We start from the raw sequence: 17,709 nt of genomic DNA, 5'->3' as shown, positions 1-17,709 counted from the left end.
AGGTTTGATATCGCGAACGAAGCAGCAGATTTCATAACGATCGAAGATAGTTGTCTGGTGGTAATATCGGACAGCATGAAGATTGTAATTGCTGCTGCTTCCGGCAATAGTGGACGACATATCGCAGAGCAAGATGCGATCGCTCAATTAGCTCCGCTCCACCAAGCACTTTATCTGTCGATCCGCATGGTGCTTTCTGAACTTCCTGACAATGCACGGATTCTCTGCGTTGGCGTGGGAACTGGCTCGGAATTGATTGACCTCGCTCAAGCATTTGCAAACTTAAGATCCTCACTCCCCGCCATTGGACACATCCAAGCAAGAATTTTCTGAGGCAGTGGTACTCTAGGATTGGGTATGCATCGCAAACTACCGAACCGTTTGAATTAATGTATCCGGAGTTAGTGCCCGAACTGGCAACGGAGTGCGACTTCACCGTGTGGCACAAGTTTTTAAAACTATTGTGAAGAGGTAACTATCATGATGCTTGAAAATAAGGTGGCTTTAGTAACAGGAGGAGCATCGGGCATTGGTCGAGCCACGGCAATCGCCTTCGGTGCTGCTGGAGCAAAAGTGGTCTTCTCCGATATACGCGATGTAGAAGCTGAAGAGACTGCGGCTTTGATTCGCGATACTGGAGCGGAGTACTTGTTTGTGAAATCAGATGTCTCTAGTGAAGCGGACGTGCAAGCCTTCTTTAATATCGCTAAAAGAAGCACCATAAAAATCTGATAAAGCGTTGTAAGAATTTGAAAGAAGTTAGGCAATGGAACTCATTACAATTCAGATAGAAAGAACCAAGAGAATCTTACTCAGACAGCATCGCATATAGAGCAGTATACAACTGTGAAAGGCTTGTAGCACACAGATTAGATCTGCGACAAGACCAATTGCGATCGCGACAGTCACATTAATATTAGAGGTTAAATCATGAACCAATCAGCAGATTTCTTTGTTCGCAGTGCGGTCACAGAAACGACCCGATCTTATATGGGCGGTCTGTTGTCTTTTCTCGTCACGTCCGCCGAGACCGAAAACCGCCTCATGCTTCTGGAAGTTCGGACGGTACCAGGTGCTGAACCACTACCCCATCTTCACTATGACCAGGATGAAGTGTTTTACATTCTAGAAGGCGAGCTAGAGGTGTACTGCATGGGTCAGGTGAGAATTGCGCGGGCAGGCGAAACAGTCTTCCTCCCTCGGAAGCACGCGCACGCATTCTACTTCCTATCGCCCCTCCGTTTCCTCGCCCTGGTGCAACCAGGAGGTTTGGACAGGTACTTTGAAACCATGTCGAGTCCTGCGAATAGCATGGAAATACCCGCGACCGCAACCACTTACGCGGAATCCGCTCCAGCTAGCGCGATCGCGCTGGGTGCCAAGTACGGAGTCAAGATACTGACACCGGAAGAAACGGCGGAACTGTTGCCTCAATACCCCGGCTTCGGCGTACCGCGACGAGGATAGTTTTATGTCAGTGACAATGCCTTTACTGGCAATCGGGGGAGGTGCAATTGTAAATAATTCATCATTAAGTGGTTTAATTGACTTTCCAGGAAATGCTCCCTACATAGCCAGCAAATATGCAGTGATGGGATTAACGAAATCGGCAGCGCTCGACTATGCCAAACTAGGGATTCGGATTAATGTCATCAATCCTGGATCGATTGCCACTAAAATGATCGATCGCGCATTCAATCGGATGGGTATCACGGCTGATGATTATGTGTCTACAGTTCCAATGGGGCGCATCGGTCAGGTAGAAGAAGTTGCTCAAGCGGTCGTTTTTCTCTGCTCTGATGCTGCCAGCTACATCATTGGACAACCTTTGGTTATTGATGGTGGATACACAGCAAGCTAATCCGCGATCTGCTGTGGCAGATATTGCTTTGCGATCGCCTTCGTGCAAGAGTGTTTTATATTCTCAAGAGCGTTTGCTTTTAAGGACGTTAAGATGATTTTGGTTACTGGTGCAACTGGAAACAACGGTGTAGAGATTGTTAAGCGCCTCGCTGCACGGAACATTCCAGTTCGTGCAATGGTTCGCAATCGGGATTATCCCAAAGATACCGCAATTCCTCATGTTGAAGTTGTGGAAGGAGACTTCGATCGCCCTGAGACATTGCTGGGTGTACTGGCAGGTATAGAACAGGCGTTCCTTCTGACAAATTCATCCGAACGTGCGGAAGCACAACAAATTGCTTTCATTGATGTAGCGAAACAAAGCGGGGTTAAGCAGATTGTGAAACTGTCGCAGTTTGCAGCCGATGCCAATTCGCCTGTGCGTTTTTTGCGTTATCATGCAGCAGTTGAAGCAGCGCTGCGATCGTCAGGCATTACCTATACAATTCTCCGCCCCAACCTCTTCATGCAGGGCTTGTTAAATTTTCGCTCGACCATTGCGACCCAAAATGCTTTCTATGCTGCTGCTGGTGAGGCAAAAGTGAGTGTCGTTGACGTGCGTGACATTGCAGATGTTGCTGTTGCTGCTTTGACTGAATCTGGGCACGAGGGGAAGATCTACGATCTCACAGGTCCGCAGGCACTTACTCATGCTGAAATGGCAGAATCCCTCTCGGTAGCAATTGGTCGCCGAATTACCTTCGTCAATATCCCGCCTGAAACCATGCGTGAAACGTTATTAGGTATTGGGTTTCCAGTCTGGCAGACAGAAGGACTCCTTGAGGACTACGCGCATTATCGACGCGGTGAAGCGATGACGATCGCATCTGGTGTGCAGGATGCGATCGGTAAAAAATCGCGCAGTTTTGAGGACTTTTCACGCGATTATGCAACGATGTTTCAATAACGAGTGTTGCTGATATCTGATGAGAGAGAACGTAGAAAGTAGTGAAACGATCCCATTACAAGTGGGTTTCTCCAGTAACAACCATTCAGCATAACAGTTCAAGCATTTCACCGAAATGACACCAAAATAGGTTCACAACATCTGACAAATCATCGTAAGAATCACCAAAGAAGTTGAGCATTGGAACCTACTACACTTCAAAACGTAGTTGTTACTCTTCTTTCTCGGTGATAGCTATTAGGCTGGGGATGCCTATTGCTCCGGTCTCAATCATTCTCGATTTCTTGATTGAGTTTTTCAATCTCATCAAGGATGTTCGTAAATTTCTGACCAAATGCGGTCAGTTCGTACTCAACATGCGGTGGAATCTCTGGATACGCATGTCGCTGCAAAATGCCGTATCTTACTAACTTTTTCAGGCGCTCATTCAATACCTTTGTCGTTAAACCGTTAACATTTCGCTCCATTGCACCAGGACGATTCACTCCTTGACGCACGAGTTGCAGAACGCTTAACGACCACTTGCAGCCCACAATATCTTCCACCATTCTGGCAACCGGCGGACGCTTCACAAAACTTTGCATTTTTTTTAGCTCCTCTGTTTCCATAATTCACACCAAAAAGTAAGCATCTGACCGAATTGTACCTACTTATGTAATCTGCAAGGCTTTCGCTATCTTCAGTTTAGTGACATTGACTTAGAAGTTGTTAGTCAGATTGAATCCTTGCGGAAACTGCAAATCGACTACGACTCATTCATTTTACAAGAAAAGGAGATCGGACATGAATACTGTTGCTGCTGGTTACACCTACGGCACTGCTGCCGTTGCCTACTCACCGCTTTCAATGGAAGACCTTGAACTGCTCAAGCAGACTGTTCTTTTTACAGAGGAAGATGAAAAATATCTGCGCTTAGCTGGAGAAGTTCTGCAAGACCAAATTGAGGCAGTTTTGGATTTGTGGTACTCCTTTGTGGGTTCCCATTCATATCTAGCTTACTATTTCAGCAGCACCGACCATCAACTGAACTCAGAGTACCTTAGTGCGGTTCGCAGACGCTTTCATCAATGGATTCTCGACACCTGTAACCGTCCTTACGATCGAGACTGGTTGAACTATCAGCAGGAAATTGGGCTACGGCATACACGAGCGAAAAAAAACCAGATTGATTGCATTCAGTCCGCTTCTTCCCACATCGGGCTACGGTACTTGATTACCTTCATCTATCCCATCACTGCAACTATCAAGCCCTTCCTGGCTAACAAAGGACATAGTGCTGAGGACGTTGAGAAGATGTATCAGGCTTGGTTCAAGTCGATCGTCGTTCAAGTCACACTCTGGAGCTATCCTTACGCCAAAGAGGGAGATTTTTAAGCATTTCAAGAAGGTAATGGCGATCGCACTCAAATTAGAAACCCCTGGGGCAATCGGCTCATTTGAGCTAGAAGCGTGACGATCGCCTGCACCATAAGAATTTGACAAACTACCATAAGAATCTGAAAGAAGTTGAGCATTGAAACCTATTACACTTTAGAACGTAGTTGTTACTTTTTTCTACAAGGACTTAGACACAATGCGAAAACAACTTATTAATCTGCCACAACGCTATGATGGAAAACCGCACGGACTGTCCCATGCTGTTGTCGATACCGCATCGGGTGTTGTTTACATTTCTGGTCAAGTTGACTGGGACGCAAACCATCAAGTCTCATCCCATACCGTTGAGGGGCAACTCAAGAATGTGCTGACTAACCTAACCGTCGTCCTGGATGCAGCAGGAAGCTCAGTAGAGAATTTGCTCAACCTTCGCATCTATGTTCGGGGTGAACTTGGAGAATTTATGGGAACTATCGCACCAATTCTCGGGCAATTTCTAGCAGAATCGCGCCCCGCTCTTACTGGCATCGGTGTTGCCTCACTTGCTTCTCCAGAAATATTGGTTGAGATTGAGGCAACAGCAGCACTTAAGTGACTTACCGCTCGCTATCCATGTTAGAGCAATAGCATTCTTAACAAAAGAGAAATTATGAAATCTAGACAAAGCATTGTGATAGAGCGACTGCAAAAAGCACAGAACACCCATGACCTGGAAGCATTTTTAGCCTGCGCGTGCACCTAACTTTCAGGGCAATCATCCAGTTCATCCTGAATGGGGTATCCAGGGGGTTGAAGATGTCCGTAAGAATTGGTCTACCCGGTTCCACGACATCCCAGACTTTCACTCAAAGTTGCTCCATTCGGCAGTTGAAGGGGACACAGCTTGGGGTTCTTTCGCGAATACTTTTTAGTGACAGTGGTAGTTGATTAGAATTAGAACAAGCGTCGCTGGAGTTTATGCGGTGGGTGATACGTCCAGTCCCTATTCACAGATAACTTGGGCGGCTGCGAGTGGAGCGTCTTAAGCGATGGACGGTAAAAGCACAACCGCACGAATCTCTAGGATCGTCCCTTCAATACCCAACTCGGTTATACCGATGGCTGTCCAAGCAGGATTCCAATCGCCGAAAAACTTCTTTTTCTCTGTACTCACTAGCGACAAATATTCCCGCAAGCCGACATGATAGGTTGTGATATCGACAACATCTCGCGGGCTTGCGGGAATCGCCTTAACTATCTCTCCCAGATTAGCAAAGGCACGTGCGATCTGCGTTGCCACATCGTCACTCACGCTACCATCTTCTTCCACCCCAAGCTGACCGGAGATAAAGGCAAATCTACCAGATGCTGTTACGCCGGGAACGTAATCAAAAGCTTCATAAGTCGCTTTGTAATGAGCGGTTTTGATCCATTGCGGTTGCATGATTTCATATCCTTTTTTCATTAAACAATTTAAAGTGTATTGAGTTCCAATGCTTAACTGCTTTCAAATTCTTACGATAATTTGTCAGATTCTTATGGTATCTGCGAACTTGTTTCGGTGTTATTCCAGTGAGCGCTTAAACTGTTGTGTCAAATGACTTTGACTGGAGAAACCCACTTGTAAGGCAATGTCCGCGATTGTCAAATCTGTTTTCGACAGCAGCGTTTTTGGATTTATCACTCGTTCAAATTGCCGGAGTCATTCATATCAGCCCTACTTATTTTGCTAATTTGTTCAAACGTGCTACGGGTATTTCCCCTCATCAGTATGTGATTCGACAACGGGTAGAGCGGGCAAAATTGCTGCTCTTAAAGATAGATTTAATGATTGCAGACATTGCCTTATAAGTAGGGATCTCCAGCCAAAGCCATTTAAATCAGCACTTTAAACGCCTAACTAGTATGACACCAAAACAGGTTCGCCAAAACTACAAGAATCTGACAAATCCTTGTAAGAATCTGACAGAAGTCAAGCAATGGAACTCAATACACTTAAAATACACAGGAGCAATAGAGAAAGAAATGAGTGTTAACCCACAAGAAGAACAAAACAAAGCCATTATTCTCCAATTCTACAAAGTTTATAACCAAGGAAATTTGGAGCAAGCCAGGGAGATGATGTCTCCAAACATTGTTATTCATACAATGATGGGAACTGTTATTCTTGGTAGTGATGACTCTCTTGAGCAGATACAGGCAAGGTGCTCTATCTTCCCGGATATGGCTTGTTGGGTGGCATGCTAGTTCGATGTAGCTTTGGGAGGAAACTCCAAGAACTGAGGGGCGTGTCCGCCAATACGATCCCAAGTTGCCTTGGAGCCAACGAAAATGTGCATCTCGATCTGAACACCTGGATCTCCATCGACGCTTCCGAGGGTCACTCCGTGCATCTTGCCGTCGGCTGTACCACACAGCGTGGTTCCACAGGTTCGACAGAAGCACAAACCCCATCCCGGCATCGTCTCGTAGAAGGTGAGATTCTCATCACCGCTCTCGCCAGGAGAATGAACCGGGCGCAACTTCAGCGTAAGCAGAACTCGCCCCGCTAAATGCCTTTCTACAGCGAGAGCAGTGGCAGCTGCGCCCTGGCCTAAGGGGTGAATCAATCTGGTATCGAACTCGTCCACAGAAGCAACCGCCAGTCAAAGCCACGATCTCTCCCATTGCTGTTTTATACCGCCCAACTATCTATTATACGGAAAGTCTCCATATCATCTTTTTCTAAATCCTAGTATATCAAGTATTGTCGAGGGGTTACGTTTACTCCGGCTAGAGGGGTACAGATGGTTCTGAAGGAAAGGTAATGACGGGCGTTCAACTTAATCGTCATAGTTTAGTATTAAAGTGAAATTTATTAGGAGATCTAAATGCCTTACATCACTGTCGGTCAAGAAAACTCCGCAAACATTGATATCTATTACGAAGATCTTGGGGCGGGTCAACCTGTCGTACTCATTCACGGGTTTCCTCTGAATGGTCATTCTTGGGAAAAGCAGGTATTAGCTCTGCTGAACGAGGGATATCGAGTCATTACTTACGACCGCCGAGGATTTGGTGCTTCCAGCCAACCATCGTTTGGCTATGACTACGACACTTTTGCGGCAGATCTAAACGCGCTCATGACCAAACTCGATCTGCGGGATGCGGTGCTAGTCGGCTTCTCGATGGGAACGGGTGAGGTAACGCGCTACCTTGGCAAATACGGCTCAGAGCGTGTGAGTAAAGCAGTGCTGATGGCTCCAGTACCTCCTTTCCTACTGAAGACAGATGACAATCCCGAAGGCGTTGACCAAAGTGTCTTCGATGGCATTATGAAAGCAATCGTTGAAGACCGCCCAGCTTATTTTTCTGCATTTTTTAGAGACTTCTTTAACGTCGATGTGCTGCTTGGCGATCGTATCAGTAATGATGCTATCCAGATGAGTTGGAATGTTGCAGCAGGAGCTTCTGCGAAGGGGACTCTTGACTGCGTACCATCGTGGCTTACTGACTTCCGTAATGATTTGCCACATATTGACGTGCCAACCCTAATCATTCATGGCGATGCCGATCGCATTTTACCATTACAATCAACTGCAGCAAGACTACCAAAGCTCATTAAAAACAGCCAGCTTGCGATAATCCCTGGTGGACCGCACGCCATTAACTGGACTCACGCCGATCTGGTCAATCCAGTGCTGCTGGACTTCCTTCAACAGAAAAATTAATCGGTATAAGGAAACTTCGATAAAAATATAGTCTAATATAATCAGATAACGTCATTTATTTGAGGCTGATAAATTATCTGATTATACAAAATATCTAGGGGTATCGTACCAAACGGCATGGAGACAATTTAAAAAAGGTGCATTACCTCACAAAGCTTACCAACTTAAATCAGGAACGGTAATTGTAGACTTCGATCCAACTCAAGGAAATTCAGTACTGAGAATGACAAAAAGAGCAGTAATTTATGCGCGTGTTTCCAGTGCTGAAAATAAAACTAACCTAGATTCACAAGCAGAGAGATTGACTCAATACGCATTTATTAGTAGCTCACCAGATTACTAAACTGGTAATAGGTCACAATCGAGATTGGAAGCGTAATTGCAATATTGGTAGAGCCAACAACCAGCAATTTATTCAAATCCCTCACGGTCAATTAATTGATCTGCTCACCTACAAGCTAGCAAGAGTCGGGATAGAAGTAATTGTTCGAGAGGAGAGCTACACTAGCCGCGCCAGCTTCTTAGATGGTGATTTTATTCCCACTTATGGGAGCAAACCAGTAGATTGGCAACCATCGGGTAAGCGCATCCATCGTGGCTTATATAGATCCAAATCTGGTAGATTAATCAATGCCGATGTTCAGGCTAGTTTAAATATCCTAATTAAAGAATTCCCCAATGCCTTCGGGACAGGGGATAGGGAGGTCTTAGTTGACCCAATTCGGGTAAATTTAGGTGGTTTTAAAGCCCCAAGCTTGACCCCATTCTAAATGCCTTAAAGGTTCCGCGAACGCAGTAGCAGTTATCTGTTATAGAAAGCAACGTCTGCCTATATTTGACTATACGGAACTGAACTATTCCAATTAAACGAGAAGGAGAAACATGATACTTCAGGGTAAAGTGGCTTTAGTCACAGGAGGCACAGTGGGAATTGGTAGAGCAACTGCCATCGCCTTTGGGGCAGCCGGAGCAAAAGTGGTGTTCTCAGGCAGGCGCGATGCAGAAGGAGAAGTAACCGCCAAATTGATTCGCGAAACTGGTGCTGAATGCTTATATGTCCATTCAGATGTAAGCAGTGAAGCAGAGGTCAAAGCGCTCGTTCACAAGACGATCGAGACCTTTGGACGACTCGACTGTGCCTTCAATAATGCAGGTATCGATTCACCTGAAAAACCCCTGCACTCTCAATCGATAGAGGACTTTGATAAACTCATGGCGATTAACGTGCGGGGACTGTTTTTGTGCATGAAATATGAAATTGAGCAAATGCTGTCTCAAGGATCTGGAGCGATCGTCAATAACTCCTCAATAGCAGGTTTAGTTGCGTTTCCAGGAAACTCTCCTTACAACGCGAGTAAATATGCCGTCATGGGGCTAACGCGATCGGCAGCGCTGGACTATGCGAAGCAGGGCATTCGGATTAATGCGGTGAATCCTGGATTTACTAGGACTGAGATGATCGATCGCACTCTTAACAAACTGGGTAGCACGGTCGATGATTTAGCATCTATGGTACCAATGGGGCGCATCGGTCAGGCAGAAGAAATCGCTCAAGCGGTTGTTTTTCTCTGCTCTGATGCTGCTAGCTACATCACTGGACAACCCTTAGTTATAGATGGCGGATATACAGTGAGTTGATTGGGCAATCATCAGCAACGCCTGCACATCTGCTGCAACAGGCTGGTTATGCCGCTTGCGCCAAAAACTCAATGAGCAATTGATTGACCTCTGTGGGGCGTTCCTGCTGAATCCAATGTCCGGTATTTGGCAGCAATACCTTTTTTCTCAAGTTCGGCACTGTTTTTTCTAGCTGGTCAATGAGATCTCGATTTAACATCACGGCTGTATCGAACTCTCCCCCAATAAATAAAGCAGGTTGTTGGAGCTTCGCACCACTCAAAAAGTACGTGAGTTCCCAATCCCTGTCAAAGTTTCGATATCGAGCCAACCCGCCTCTAAATCCGGTGCGCTCAAACTCCTGGGTAAGAAAATCAAGGTCTTGCTCGCTCAACCAACTTGGAAGTTGCTCCGGTTCGGTTACACTATCTAGAAGTTTTTCTGATTTGTCAAATAGAAACCGCCACCTTTTTTCGGGAGGTGCGTCCCCAGATGCGGAATAGAGTATCATCCGAAGAGATTTACGAACGTTGGCTTCTAGTTCTGCCTCTGCTAAACCTTGTTCCTGAAAATACAACATATACAACTGTTTCTCGCCCGCCATCCGTTTTAATATTTCCGTTGGAGGTTCACTGTCCCAAGTTCTAGCGCGATAAGGGACACTCAGCAAGCCGATCGCTTTAAACAAATCTGGACGTAACAACGCACAATGCCAAGCCAAAGGTGCGCCTTGGTCGTGTCCAATGATGACAGCTTGTTCTCGACCGAGAACATGAACCAGCCCAACGATATCGCTAGTTAGCTGAAGAATGTTGTATGCTTCAACTGACTTTGGCTGGTCGGTTTGTCCGTAACCCCGTAGATCTGGCGCAACAACGTGAAATCCAGCTTCCGCGATCGCTACAATCTGATGTCGCCAAGAGTACCAGCATTCTGGAAACCCATGACACAGAATTACAAGATTTCCTCCACCTTGCTCAGCAATATGCATTTTGATGCCATTCGTCTCAATCCAGCGATGATTTATTGCTTCCATCATTCCTCCTGTTCGATTACGAGTCTATTGGCTGGAGGTTCGGTACAACCAGTCGAACGAATGTTGCGATCGCTTCGGCGCAAGCTGTACCCAGCTTATCGCTCCACCTTATCTCACAGACAATGTTAACGATTTTTTGAGGATTATTAAACTTGAATGAATATTGAATGTCCTTTTCTTACTTGGGGAGCATTTTAGCTCATAATTGTAAAAGTAAATATTCACACAAATTTTATGATAAAGGCAGAAGTTCTTGAAGCACTTAAACAGATGACAACCGAAGAGGTCTAGAAATTATCGATGGGGTATCACAATTGATTCGAGCAGAATTAGCAGCCAAGTTTACACCTCCAGCCGAGCGGCATTTGAGCCTAGCGGTAGCATCTGAAGTTATGCGTTCGTATTATGAGCAAGGAAGCGAACTAACAGTGTTTACAGACTCCAATACTGAAGACTTCTATGAGTACGAAGATTATGCATAGAGGTCAAATTTGGCTTTATAACTCCGACCCAACTATTGGAGATGAAATTGGTAAAACTCGCCCAGCAATCATTGTAAATAATGATGAAATTGGTACTCTACGACTCAAGATTGTTGTGCCAATTACTAGTTGGAATGATGCTTTTTCAGGAGTTGTGTGGATGGTGAAAATAGAACTTAGTGCTGAGAATAGTTTAGATATTGAATAATTTACTTCTTACTCTTGTGGGATGGGCGTCCTCGCCTGTCCTCTATCTAGTGCAGGCTAGAAGCCCGCATTACAACAGATATTGAATAATTTATTAGTGCAGGCTAGAAGCCCGCACCACAAGAGATATTGATACCTTTAATTTATGTGAAGAGAATCCTCCTACTCCCACAAGCGCCGACCAGAAGACCCATTTAATTTACTATGAGTATCTTTTAACAAAGCAGGAATATCTAAATTTTCCGGACACCTGGGTAAACAATCACCACATTCCGTACAGCGATTAGCTTTCATTCCAGGAAACCAATGACCTGCATTTTCAAACATTCGATAGCGGTATTGTCCGAAATCCGTCATATTATACGCTGTGGCGAGATTGCGTAACCGAAGCACTTCTGGTATATTGATTTTCTCAGGGCAAGGCAAGCATTCATAACATTGGCTGCATCTATCTGTTCCCAAAGCAGATTTTTGGTACTCTTCTAAGCGTTGAAAAGTATCTATTTCTTCTTGTGTTAGCAGTCCATCGCGATCGCTAAAGAGCAATGGTTCCTCTAATTCTTTAGAGTTTGCGGGACCGACGCTGAGGGTGGTAATTCGGGTGTCGCTTAGCAAAAATCTGTAGTTCAACTCCAACGGCGAAAAGGGATAACACAAATCTTTTAAGGTTTGGGATGGCGTATACAAGCGCCCGCCCTTATCAGCAGGAGAGATAATAAATATCCCCATGTCCTTTTCATATGCTTTCTCAATAGCTAGAGCATTGCGTTGGAAAAAGTAGTAATAATGCAGATTGACAAAATCAAAAAATTCTGTCGCTATCGCATCTAAAATAATCTCCAAGGGTGCGTGAGTGGAAAAACCAACGTGTCGCACTCTACCGTCTGCCTTAGCTTCCTCCACTGCCTTCATGCATCCACCTTTGGTTTTTACCCAATCGAGATGTTCCCTGGCGTTCAAGCCATGAATCCCCAGGCAATCGAGATAGTCAATATTTAATTTGTCTAAAGATTCATCGATACACCGACGCATTGTATCGGCATCTTTCGTAGGTGGGATTTTTGTAGTGATGTAAACCTGAGAACGAGGAACTGGCAAACCAAGAGCGATTGCACTCCCAAGGTAGTCTTCACTCTTACCATAACCTCTAGCAGTCTCTAAATGATTTATCCCCAAGGCTATAGCTTTTTGGATAGTTTGCCATGCGTTTTCAGCCGTAGATAAGTAGCGCATTGTCCCTAGAGAAAAGACAGACAAGCACAGATTGGTTTTGCCAAAGCGTCGGTATTTCATTGTCATAATTTTAGATTTTAGATTTCAGACAGGATACTGAGGACTAGCAAGTAATTGTGCTCAATAGACAACCCAATCCAAAATCCAAAATCAAGAATTTAAAATCGTTAGCTACCGCCATCACCAAACCGTTTAATCAGATCCTCCGGTCGAAGATTGGAGACGAATTCTCGAAACGCTTGTTGTTCGGCTTCATCAGCATCTCTATCTACAGGAATGGAAGCATCAGCGATGACTTCTTCCATAACCCAAATCGGAGTATTTGTACGTAAAGCGATCGCGATCGCATCACTTGGTCGTGCGTCAATTTCCTTTTTCACCTCACCTTGTTTGAGAATGAGTGCTGCATAGAATGTATCTTTTTGCAACGAATGGATAATAACGCGCTCCAAAGTCATGTTCCATGTCTCTAAAATATTCACAATTAGGTCATGGGTTAAGGGTCTTGGAGGCTTTTGATTCTCCAGTGCGCCCATAATTGCTCTTGCTTGCTCCTGACCGATATAAATTGGTAGAGCGCGGCGATCTGAAGAATCCTTCAGAAGTACAATTGGGCTACGAGTTATGGCATCTAATGCTATGCCAGCGACTTTCATTTCAATCATTGGCTAAGCCTCTAAAATCCTTGCGTGTGAGAGAGCTATGTAACAAATCGTACTTTTGTTTGGACAATAATGGGACAAATTTAAACATAACAGTTTATTCTCTATAATTGCTTCTATTAAACTCCTTTTAGGAGTGCGATCGACAGCGTAAGACGATTAGGTCTAGATCGACTATAATCTACTTTCCCAAGTATGCCTTGTGATGAATATTAATGTCTTGATAACCTGACACCATTTTTTGTTTGAAATGATACACATGAGTTCTCAATTTTTGTGAGAATTACCAGATGATTTCAGCCAAAAACTTACCTTAAATAGAATTAATTTAGCAAAACAGCCGTGTTTACAGGATTAATCCAGTCGTTAGGAACAATAAAACCCCTAGGGGAGCATTTTTGGCAGATTACTTGTGCCACACACTCATCTAATGCCATTATGCAAGATTTAGAGCTTGGTGACAGTATTGCAGTAGACGGCATCTGTCTAACAGTAGAAAAAATTCTCAAAGATGGATTTATTGTCACTGCTTCACCAGAAACTCTACGCCGCACCACTTTAGGACAAGAGGAAACACAACAGAGGTACGTCAACTTAGAAGCCTCATTACGAGTGGGAAGCAAGGTAGGCGGTCATTTTGTGATGGGACACGTAGACGGAATGGGTCAACTGTTATCCGTCGAACAAACAGCAACTTCTTGGGAAATGACATTAACTGCACCAAAAGCGATCGCTCGATATATCGTTCCTAAAGGCAGCATAGCAGTAAATGGCATTAGCCTCACCGTTGCCGATTATCAACCAGAAACAATGCGATTCACAGTCGCCGTCATTCCCGTAACTTATGCCGAAACCAATCTCCAATACTTAAACCCAGGCAGTTGGGTCAATTTAGAAGGGGATATCTTGGGCAAATACGTCGAAAAATTCATTTCCGTAGGCGATCGAGACGCAAAACCAACCACATCTCTTGAATTTGACGGCATTACGCCCTCATTTCTAGCAGAACATGGGTATTTGTAATTATGAATTATGAATGCTGAATTATGAATGTTAAAATTTCCAATTCATAATTCATAATTCATAATTCATAATTTTTAGCTCCCAGGTTGTCCAGTAACTTGAGCAGTCTGTAAAGATTGAACTAACAGACCCAGGGCGTACTCTAATTGAGTACCTGGGTCAGTTGCAACCCATCCTTGGGGTGTCAGTTGACGCACCTCAAAATGTAAGTGAGGACCTGTAGAGTTACCAGTACTGCCAACTCGTCCGATTACAGTTCCCTGTTCCACTTGTTGACCGGGTTGAACGAGAATTTGTGACATATGACCGTATAAAGTTTGTTGGGCGTTGTTGTGGTTGAGTACAACTGTTAAACCATAACCACCCATGTAGTCAGCAATCTCTACCAAACCCGATTGTGCTGCTATTACAGGCGTTCCCATCGCCGCACCTAGGTCTGTCCCAGCATGAAAACGACGATCGCCTGTAATGGGGTGAGTTCGCCAACCAAACAAAGAAGTAATTGGGGCGGGGATAGAAAGAGGGAACATCAATCCCGAACCGTTATAGGGAACTCGACCAGCATACATACCACCGTAAGCAATTTGTGGCAATGTTGTTGCTAGTGGAATGTCATAAGCTACCGTGCTTTCGCGAGGAGCAACATTTTCTGCAGTTACGGGTGGCAGCAAAGTACCACCGTTTGGAGCAATAGGGGTAGAACTGACCGTCGTGCTAGGAGTGAAATCGTTAGGGATAAAACGATTGCGTCGAATAGTGCTTTGCGGCACGCTCTCCGAAGCCATTCTAGAAGAATTACGTAAAAAATTGTTGGTTACTACACCAGAAGTCACTCTGGGTAGGTTGCGTACAAAAGAGCGGTTTGCCCTAGTTGTACTGCGCTGAAGGGGAGGGACTGTGGCTAAAGTTGCTCTTTGACTTCTTCTCAGCCAACTTGGTGTCGAGGTACGCTTTTGTAAAGCGTTGGCAACAGAGTCTCGACTTGTAGAACGTTCCGTTATCACCACAGAATTTGGTGCTTCATATTTTTCTGTAGCTTCAGCGCTGTAATTAGTGGGGTCAATATAAGTATTGTTGTAATCCTTACTAGTAGATTGAACTTCAGGCGCAGAGGAATAACTTTGCCGTGAAACCTCTTGTTGGGTTTTTTCGTCTCCTGCAACAGATACCCTCGACCGAGAAGTTTCTACTTGAGGTTTTTCTTCTCTGGTAATAGCAGGAGCAATCCGTGGAGTCCTTAACCTTGTCCTGAGTCTTCTAGCAGTTGCTGTAGGTACAGAAATCTCTACCTCAGGTCTTGACCTTCTCACAGAGACTACAGGTTCGGAAACTTTTTCACGTCTGGATTGTCTGATAACAACTACAGGGTTAGAAGATTTGGATCGAGATAATCTTTGTCTTAATCTAGCTCTACGTCGAGAAAATTCCGGTTGGTCTCTAGATGTTTCTGGTGCAGGCGCACTTGAATTTTGTCCGGATGTACTTCTTTGAACTGGATTTGGTGCTGTTTGTGGTGTTTCAATAGTGGGAACAAGATTATCCACGGTGGAATCAGTTTGGGCAAAAACCAAACCGCCACTGCTCAGCAATCCAAGGCTACCCAGTAAGCTAAGGCTTTGTGCGGGAAGTGTGGACGCAAAACGTTTTTTCGATAAGCGTCGTTGTTCCGGTTTATTCCGAGGATCTAGGGCAGATTTATTGCGCTGCGTCATTGTGTTCTTTGGAATTGTGTGGTTGAGGTTAAGGGGTAGGGAGTAGGGGATAGGGAGTAGGGGGTAGGGGGTAGAACAACTAACCACTAACCACTAACTACTAACTACTAACCATTAGCGGTGTAACCCAAACTGATTGTACCGGGCTGGAAGTAAATTTCTCGTGGTTGTACTGTTACAAATTCACATGTTTCCATGCATACCCGAAGAGCACCCTCATGTGTTACGCCTACTATAGTGCCTGCAATATCATTATGGTGTATGCGATCGCCCACATTGATCAGTAACTCTAGATAGCGCGATATTAATATATTGGCTCCTTCTGCCAACAAACACTGTATCCCAGATTCTATTCCAAAAAGAACAGTAGCAGCGAGAATTTCTAGAGAAGGAATTGATTTAGAATCATTCAACGCCTGCCAAGTTTTTAAATTGATGCCAGTTTCGGGGACTGGGTTTGCCCAATTTATGCCAACTCCAATGATGGCTTGCTCGATTTGTCCTTGTTTTACTTTCGTTTCCGTTAAAATACCACCTAGCTTGCGACGGTTTAAAACTAAATCGTTAGGCCATTTGATACTCGTTGGAATACCACTTTCTTGCAATTGTTTAGCAATTCCCCAAGCCGTTGCCAAAGTCAGTTGGTAACCATTTGTTACATCTAGCTTGGGTGCAATCGCAACTGAAAGATACAATCCTCCATCATTAGAGATCCACTGGCGACCCCATTGACCCTTACCTGCTGTTTGCTGAGTAGCAATAACCGTGCATCCCGGTTCAGCCCCTTGATTGAGCAAATTCCACAAGATTTGATTAGTAGAAGATACTTTATCAAAAAGATGTATTGAAAACGGTAAGTTTGCGCCTTCGCGCCCTACTTGAAGAGCAATTTCTAATTTTTGTTTATCCATATGGTCAGGTGGTCACTGGTCAGGTGGTCACTGGTCACTGGTCACTGTTACCATAGACTGAGTGATTTCTTTCTAGGTATAGTTAACAATGCACGCTTGGCACTGGCACACATGGGAAGATCTACCATACCTGACTTGTAGTTTATTAGAACCTTGGTATCACGGCTTTTTTACCAAGCAGTTTTCACCTAGTTCCCCTTTTGAAATCACAAAGGCATTGCACCCAGAAGCATCGGTTTACCGCTTAAAACAGGTACACGGTAACGCGGTTTTCTCACCAGCAGAAATCGAAGATTGGTTGACAAAGTTCGTCAATGAAGGTGAGGACGATTCTGCTTTTGCATCAGGAGACGGTTTAATTAGTACTGAGCCTTTACAAGCTGTATGGGTAGCTACGGCGGACTGTACGCCTGTACTAATTGCTGATGAGAAGACACGACAGGTTGCAGCAGTTCACGCGGGTTGGCGCGGGACTGCGCTCAAGATAGTACCGCAAGCCATTAGTCGATTACAAGCACAAGGTAGTAAATTAGAAAATTTACGAATTGCCATGGGACCTGCAATCTCAGGAGAAGTATACCAAGTTTCCCAACAAGTGGCAGCAGAAGTAGGAGCTAGTATTGTACCATATAATGACGAAAAAGCAATTTTAGATGCACTGGAAAATATACCGCTATCTCCCTTACTTCCCGATCCCGAACCAGCGCGAGTGCGATTGGATGTACGGCGAGTTAATACTTTACAGATGGAAGCATTAGGCATTAGTTTGGAACAGATTGCGATCGCACCTTATTGCACTTACCAAACTCCAGAGTATTTCTTTTCTTACCGCCGAGAACACCAGAAAAAAGTTCAGTGGTCGGGAATAGTCAGTAAGTAATTGGACTAAAATCAATATACGATCTTGATAGACCGTAACTTATCTTGAATGGTGGGCAATGCCCACCCTAC

The 17,709-nt window shown here is 44.7% G+C and carries 25 protein-coding genes; 16 read left to right on the top strand and 9 right to left on the bottom strand.

Features of this window, described 5'->3' with window-relative positions:
* Positions 1-75 precede the first annotated feature (75 nt).
* The 5 genes from ACKTT2_RS18450 (at position 76) to ACKTT2_RS18430 (ending at position 2,809) form a co-directional block, all read left to right on the top strand.
* Entirely contained in the window at positions 76-333 is a 258-nt protein-coding gene (locus ACKTT2_RS18450) for a hypothetical protein (RefSeq protein WP_407889515.1), read from the top strand.
* A gap of 147 nt (positions 334-480) precedes the next feature.
* The gene (locus tag ACKTT2_RS18445) at positions 481-732 is read left to right on the top strand and encodes an SDR family NAD(P)-dependent oxidoreductase (protein WP_407889513.1); all 252 of its coding nucleotides are present in this window, start codon (positions 481-483) and stop codon (positions 730-732) included.
* Positions 733-930: 198 nt separating this feature from the next.
* Positions 931-1,467 carry a cupin domain-containing protein gene (locus tag ACKTT2_RS18440; protein WP_407889511.1) on the top strand — a complete coding sequence of 179 codons (537 nt, stop codon included), beginning with the start codon at positions 931-933 and terminating at the stop codon, positions 1,465-1,467.
* Between the two features lie 4 nt (positions 1,468-1,471).
* Positions 1,472-1,861 carry an SDR family oxidoreductase gene (locus ACKTT2_RS18435; protein WP_407889509.1) on the top strand — a complete coding sequence of 130 codons (390 nt, stop codon included), beginning with the start codon at positions 1,472-1,474 and terminating at the stop codon, positions 1,859-1,861.
* A 93-nt stretch (positions 1,862-1,954) separates the two neighbouring features.
* Positions 1,955-2,809 (top strand): SDR family oxidoreductase, encoded by an 855-nt coding sequence (locus ACKTT2_RS18430; RefSeq protein ID WP_407889507.1) that lies wholly within the window; start codon positions 1,955-1,957, stop codon positions 2,807-2,809.
* 266 nt (positions 2,810-3,075) lie between these two features.
* On the opposite strand, the gene ACKTT2_RS18425 is transcribed toward ACKTT2_RS18430, so the two are convergent.
* Complete coding sequence (locus ACKTT2_RS18425; protein WP_407889505.1) at positions 3,076-3,381, bottom strand: winged helix-turn-helix transcriptional regulator; 306 nt, start codon at positions 3,379-3,381, stop codon at positions 3,076-3,078.
* Between the two features lie 211 nt (positions 3,382-3,592).
* On the opposite strand from ACKTT2_RS18425, the gene ACKTT2_RS18420 reads away from it, so the two are divergent.
* Positions 3,593-4,183, top strand: coding sequence for a protoglobin domain-containing protein (locus ACKTT2_RS18420; protein WP_407889503.1), 591 nt, complete (start codon positions 3,593-3,595; stop codon positions 4,181-4,183).
* 199 nt (positions 4,184-4,382) lie between these two features.
* Entirely contained in the window at positions 4,383-4,781 is a 399-nt protein-coding gene (locus tag ACKTT2_RS18415) for a RidA family protein (RefSeq protein ID WP_407889501.1), read from the top strand.
* A gap of 426 nt (positions 4,782-5,207) precedes the next feature.
* On the opposite strand, the gene ACKTT2_RS18410 is transcribed toward ACKTT2_RS18415, so the two are convergent.
* Both ACKTT2_RS18410 and ACKTT2_RS18405 read right to left on the bottom strand, forming a co-directional pair.
* Positions 5,208-5,609 (bottom strand): Rid family hydrolase, encoded by a 402-nt coding sequence (locus tag ACKTT2_RS18410; protein ID WP_407889499.1) that lies wholly within the window; start codon positions 5,607-5,609, stop codon positions 5,208-5,210.
* Between the two features lie 120 nt (positions 5,610-5,729).
* The gene (locus ACKTT2_RS18405; RefSeq protein ID WP_407889497.1) at positions 5,730-5,849 is read right to left on the bottom strand and encodes a helix-turn-helix domain-containing protein; all 120 of its coding nucleotides are present in this window, start codon (positions 5,847-5,849) and stop codon (positions 5,730-5,732) included.
* On the opposite strand from ACKTT2_RS18405, the gene ACKTT2_RS18400 reads away from it, so the two are divergent.
* Complete coding sequence (locus ACKTT2_RS18400) at positions 5,807-6,016, top strand: helix-turn-helix domain-containing protein (protein ID WP_407889495.1); 210 nt, start codon at positions 5,807-5,809, stop codon at positions 6,014-6,016. The genes ACKTT2_RS18405 and ACKTT2_RS18400 overlap by 43 nt on opposite strands.
* A gap of 54 nt (positions 6,017-6,070) precedes the next feature.
* Positions 6,071-6,412, top strand: a complete 342-nt coding sequence (locus ACKTT2_RS18395) for a hypothetical protein (protein ID WP_407889493.1) — start codon at positions 6,071-6,073, stop codon at positions 6,410-6,412.
* Positions 6,413-6,652: 240 nt separating this feature from the next.
* On the opposite strand, the gene ACKTT2_RS52340 is transcribed toward ACKTT2_RS18395, so the two are convergent.
* Entirely contained in the window at positions 6,653-6,832 is a 180-nt protein-coding gene (locus tag ACKTT2_RS52340) for a GFA family protein (RefSeq protein ID WP_500691387.1), read from the bottom strand.
* Between the two features lie 203 nt (positions 6,833-7,035).
* Here ACKTT2_RS52340 and ACKTT2_RS18390 point away from each other — a divergent pair, with 203 nt between their 5' ends.
* The 3 genes from ACKTT2_RS18390 to ACKTT2_RS18380 all read left to right on the top strand — a co-directional run bounded on the left by ACKTT2_RS18390 (position 7,036) and on the right by ACKTT2_RS18380 (position 9,513).
* Positions 7,036-7,875, top strand: a complete 840-nt coding sequence (locus ACKTT2_RS18390; RefSeq protein WP_407889491.1) for an alpha/beta fold hydrolase — start codon at positions 7,036-7,038, stop codon at positions 7,873-7,875.
* Between the two features lie 335 nt (positions 7,876-8,210).
* A complete protein-coding gene (locus ACKTT2_RS18385) occupies positions 8,211-8,645 on the top strand; it encodes a zinc ribbon domain-containing protein (RefSeq protein WP_407889537.1) in 435 nt (144 codons plus the stop codon).
* Between the two features lie 112 nt (positions 8,646-8,757).
* A complete protein-coding gene (locus ACKTT2_RS18380) occupies positions 8,758-9,513 on the top strand; it encodes an SDR family oxidoreductase (protein ID WP_407889489.1) in 756 nt (251 codons plus the stop codon).
* Positions 9,514-9,559: 46 nt separating this feature from the next.
* On the opposite strand, the gene ACKTT2_RS18375 is transcribed toward ACKTT2_RS18380, so the two are convergent.
* Positions 9,560-10,531: an alpha/beta fold hydrolase gene (locus tag ACKTT2_RS18375; protein WP_407889487.1), complete on the bottom strand. Its 972-nt coding sequence runs from the start codon at positions 10,529-10,531 to the stop codon at positions 9,560-9,562.
* 311 nt (positions 10,532-10,842) lie between these two features.
* Between ACKTT2_RS18375 and ACKTT2_RS18370 the strand changes: the two genes are divergently transcribed.
* Together ACKTT2_RS18370 and ACKTT2_RS18365 are read left to right on the top strand one after the other, a co-directional pair.
* The gene (locus ACKTT2_RS18370; RefSeq protein ID WP_407889485.1) at positions 10,843-11,010 is read left to right on the top strand and encodes a hypothetical protein; all 168 of its coding nucleotides are present in this window, start codon (positions 10,843-10,845) and stop codon (positions 11,008-11,010) included.
* A complete protein-coding gene (locus ACKTT2_RS18365; protein WP_407889482.1) occupies positions 10,988-11,218 on the top strand; it encodes a type II toxin-antitoxin system PemK/MazF family toxin in 231 nt (76 codons plus the stop codon). Before ACKTT2_RS18370 ends, ACKTT2_RS18365 begins: the two co-directional genes overlap by 23 nt.
* Positions 11,219-11,379: 161 nt before the next feature.
* Here ACKTT2_RS18365 and ACKTT2_RS18360 read toward each other — a convergent pair whose 3' ends face one another.
* Positions 11,380-12,510 (bottom strand): aldo/keto reductase, encoded by a 1,131-nt coding sequence (locus ACKTT2_RS18360; protein WP_407889535.1) that lies wholly within the window; start codon positions 12,508-12,510, stop codon positions 11,380-11,382.
* 107 nt (positions 12,511-12,617) lie between these two features.
* Positions 12,618-13,115, bottom strand: a complete 498-nt coding sequence (locus ACKTT2_RS18355; RefSeq protein ID WP_407889480.1) for a bifunctional nuclease family protein — start codon at positions 13,113-13,115, stop codon at positions 12,618-12,620.
* Positions 13,116-13,454: 339 nt separating this feature from the next.
* Between ACKTT2_RS18355 and ACKTT2_RS18350 the strand changes: the two genes are divergently transcribed.
* Positions 13,455-14,135 (top strand): riboflavin synthase, encoded by a 681-nt coding sequence (locus ACKTT2_RS18350; RefSeq protein ID WP_407889478.1) that lies wholly within the window; start codon positions 13,455-13,457, stop codon positions 14,133-14,135.
* Between the two features lie 74 nt (positions 14,136-14,209).
* Here ACKTT2_RS18350 and ACKTT2_RS18345 read toward each other — a convergent pair whose 3' ends face one another.
* The gene (locus ACKTT2_RS18345; RefSeq protein WP_407889476.1) at positions 14,210-15,847 is read right to left on the bottom strand and encodes a M23 family metallopeptidase; all 1,638 of its coding nucleotides are present in this window, start codon (positions 15,845-15,847) and stop codon (positions 14,210-14,212) included.
* A 107-nt stretch (positions 15,848-15,954) separates the two neighbouring features.
* Positions 15,955-16,758, bottom strand: coding sequence for a biotin--[acetyl-CoA-carboxylase] ligase (locus ACKTT2_RS18340; protein WP_407889474.1), 804 nt, complete (start codon positions 16,756-16,758; stop codon positions 15,955-15,957).
* Positions 16,759-16,846: 88 nt separating this feature from the next.
* Between ACKTT2_RS18340 and pgeF the strand changes: the two genes are divergently transcribed.
* Complete coding sequence (gene pgeF / locus ACKTT2_RS18335) at positions 16,847-17,638, top strand: peptidoglycan editing factor PgeF (RefSeq protein ID WP_407889472.1); 792 nt, start codon at positions 16,847-16,849, stop codon at positions 17,636-17,638.
* Positions 17,639-17,709 lie beyond the last annotated feature (71 nt).

This window comes from Scytonema hankhaensis NUACC26 (genome assembly GCF_045865695.1).
Taxonomy (GTDB): domain Bacteria; phylum Cyanobacteriota; class Cyanobacteriia; order Cyanobacteriales; family Nostocaceae; genus Scytonema.
This window is presented reverse-complemented; position numbering and strand designations above follow the sequence as displayed.

Excerpts from the sequence above, each read along its gene's own strand:
- ACKTT2_RS18450 (WP_407889515.1), top strand. The coding sequence starts at position 76 with ATGAAGATTGTAATTGCTGCTGCTTCCGGCAATAGTGGACGACATATC.
- ACKTT2_RS18445 (WP_407889513.1), top strand. The coding sequence starts at position 481 with ATGATGCTTGAAAATAAGGTGGCTTTAGTAACAGGAGGAGCATCGGGC.
- ACKTT2_RS18440 (WP_407889511.1), top strand. The coding sequence starts at position 931 with ATGAACCAATCAGCAGATTTCTTTGTTCGCAGTGCGGTCACAGAAACG.
- ACKTT2_RS18435 (WP_407889509.1), top strand. The coding sequence starts at position 1,472 with ATGTCAGTGACAATGCCTTTACTGGCAATCGGGGGAGGTGCAATTGTA.
- ACKTT2_RS18430 (WP_407889507.1), top strand. The coding sequence starts at position 1,955 with ATGATTTTGGTTACTGGTGCAACTGGAAACAACGGTGTAGAGATTGTT.
- ACKTT2_RS18420 (WP_407889503.1), top strand. The coding sequence starts at position 3,593 with ATGAATACTGTTGCTGCTGGTTACACCTACGGCACTGCTGCCGTTGCC.
- ACKTT2_RS18415 (WP_407889501.1), top strand. The coding sequence starts at position 4,383 with ATGCGAAAACAACTTATTAATCTGCCACAACGCTATGATGGAAAACCG.
- ACKTT2_RS18410 (WP_407889499.1), bottom strand. The coding sequence starts at position 5,609 with ATGCAACCGCAATGGATCAAAACCGCTCATTACAAAGCGACTTATGAA.
- ACKTT2_RS18395 (WP_407889493.1), top strand. The coding sequence starts at position 6,071 with ATGACACCAAAACAGGTTCGCCAAAACTACAAGAATCTGACAAATCCT.
- ACKTT2_RS52340 (WP_500691387.1), bottom strand. The coding sequence starts at position 6,832 with ATGGGAGAGATCGTGGCTTTGACTGGCGGTTGCTTCTGTGGACGAGTT.
- ACKTT2_RS18390 (WP_407889491.1), top strand. The coding sequence starts at position 7,036 with ATGCCTTACATCACTGTCGGTCAAGAAAACTCCGCAAACATTGATATC.
- ACKTT2_RS18380 (WP_407889489.1), top strand. The coding sequence starts at position 8,758 with ATGATACTTCAGGGTAAAGTGGCTTTAGTCACAGGAGGCACAGTGGGA.
- ACKTT2_RS18375 (WP_407889487.1), bottom strand. The coding sequence starts at position 10,531 with ATGATGGAAGCAATAAATCATCGCTGGATTGAGACGAATGGCATCAAA.
- ACKTT2_RS18365 (WP_407889482.1), top strand. The coding sequence starts at position 10,988 with ATGAGTACGAAGATTATGCATAGAGGTCAAATTTGGCTTTATAACTCC.
- ACKTT2_RS18360 (WP_407889535.1), bottom strand. The coding sequence starts at position 12,510 with ATGAAATACCGACGCTTTGGCAAAACCAATCTGTGCTTGTCTGTCTTT.
- ACKTT2_RS18355 (WP_407889480.1), bottom strand. The coding sequence starts at position 13,115 with ATGATTGAAATGAAAGTCGCTGGCATAGCATTAGATGCCATAACTCGT.
- ACKTT2_RS18345 (WP_407889476.1), bottom strand. The coding sequence starts at position 15,847 with ATGACGCAGCGCAATAAATCTGCCCTAGATCCTCGGAATAAACCGGAA.
- ACKTT2_RS18340 (WP_407889474.1), bottom strand. The coding sequence starts at position 16,758 with ATGGATAAACAAAAATTAGAAATTGCTCTTCAAGTAGGGCGCGAAGGC.
- pgeF (WP_407889472.1), top strand. The coding sequence starts at position 16,847 with ATGCACGCTTGGCACTGGCACACATGGGAAGATCTACCATACCTGACT.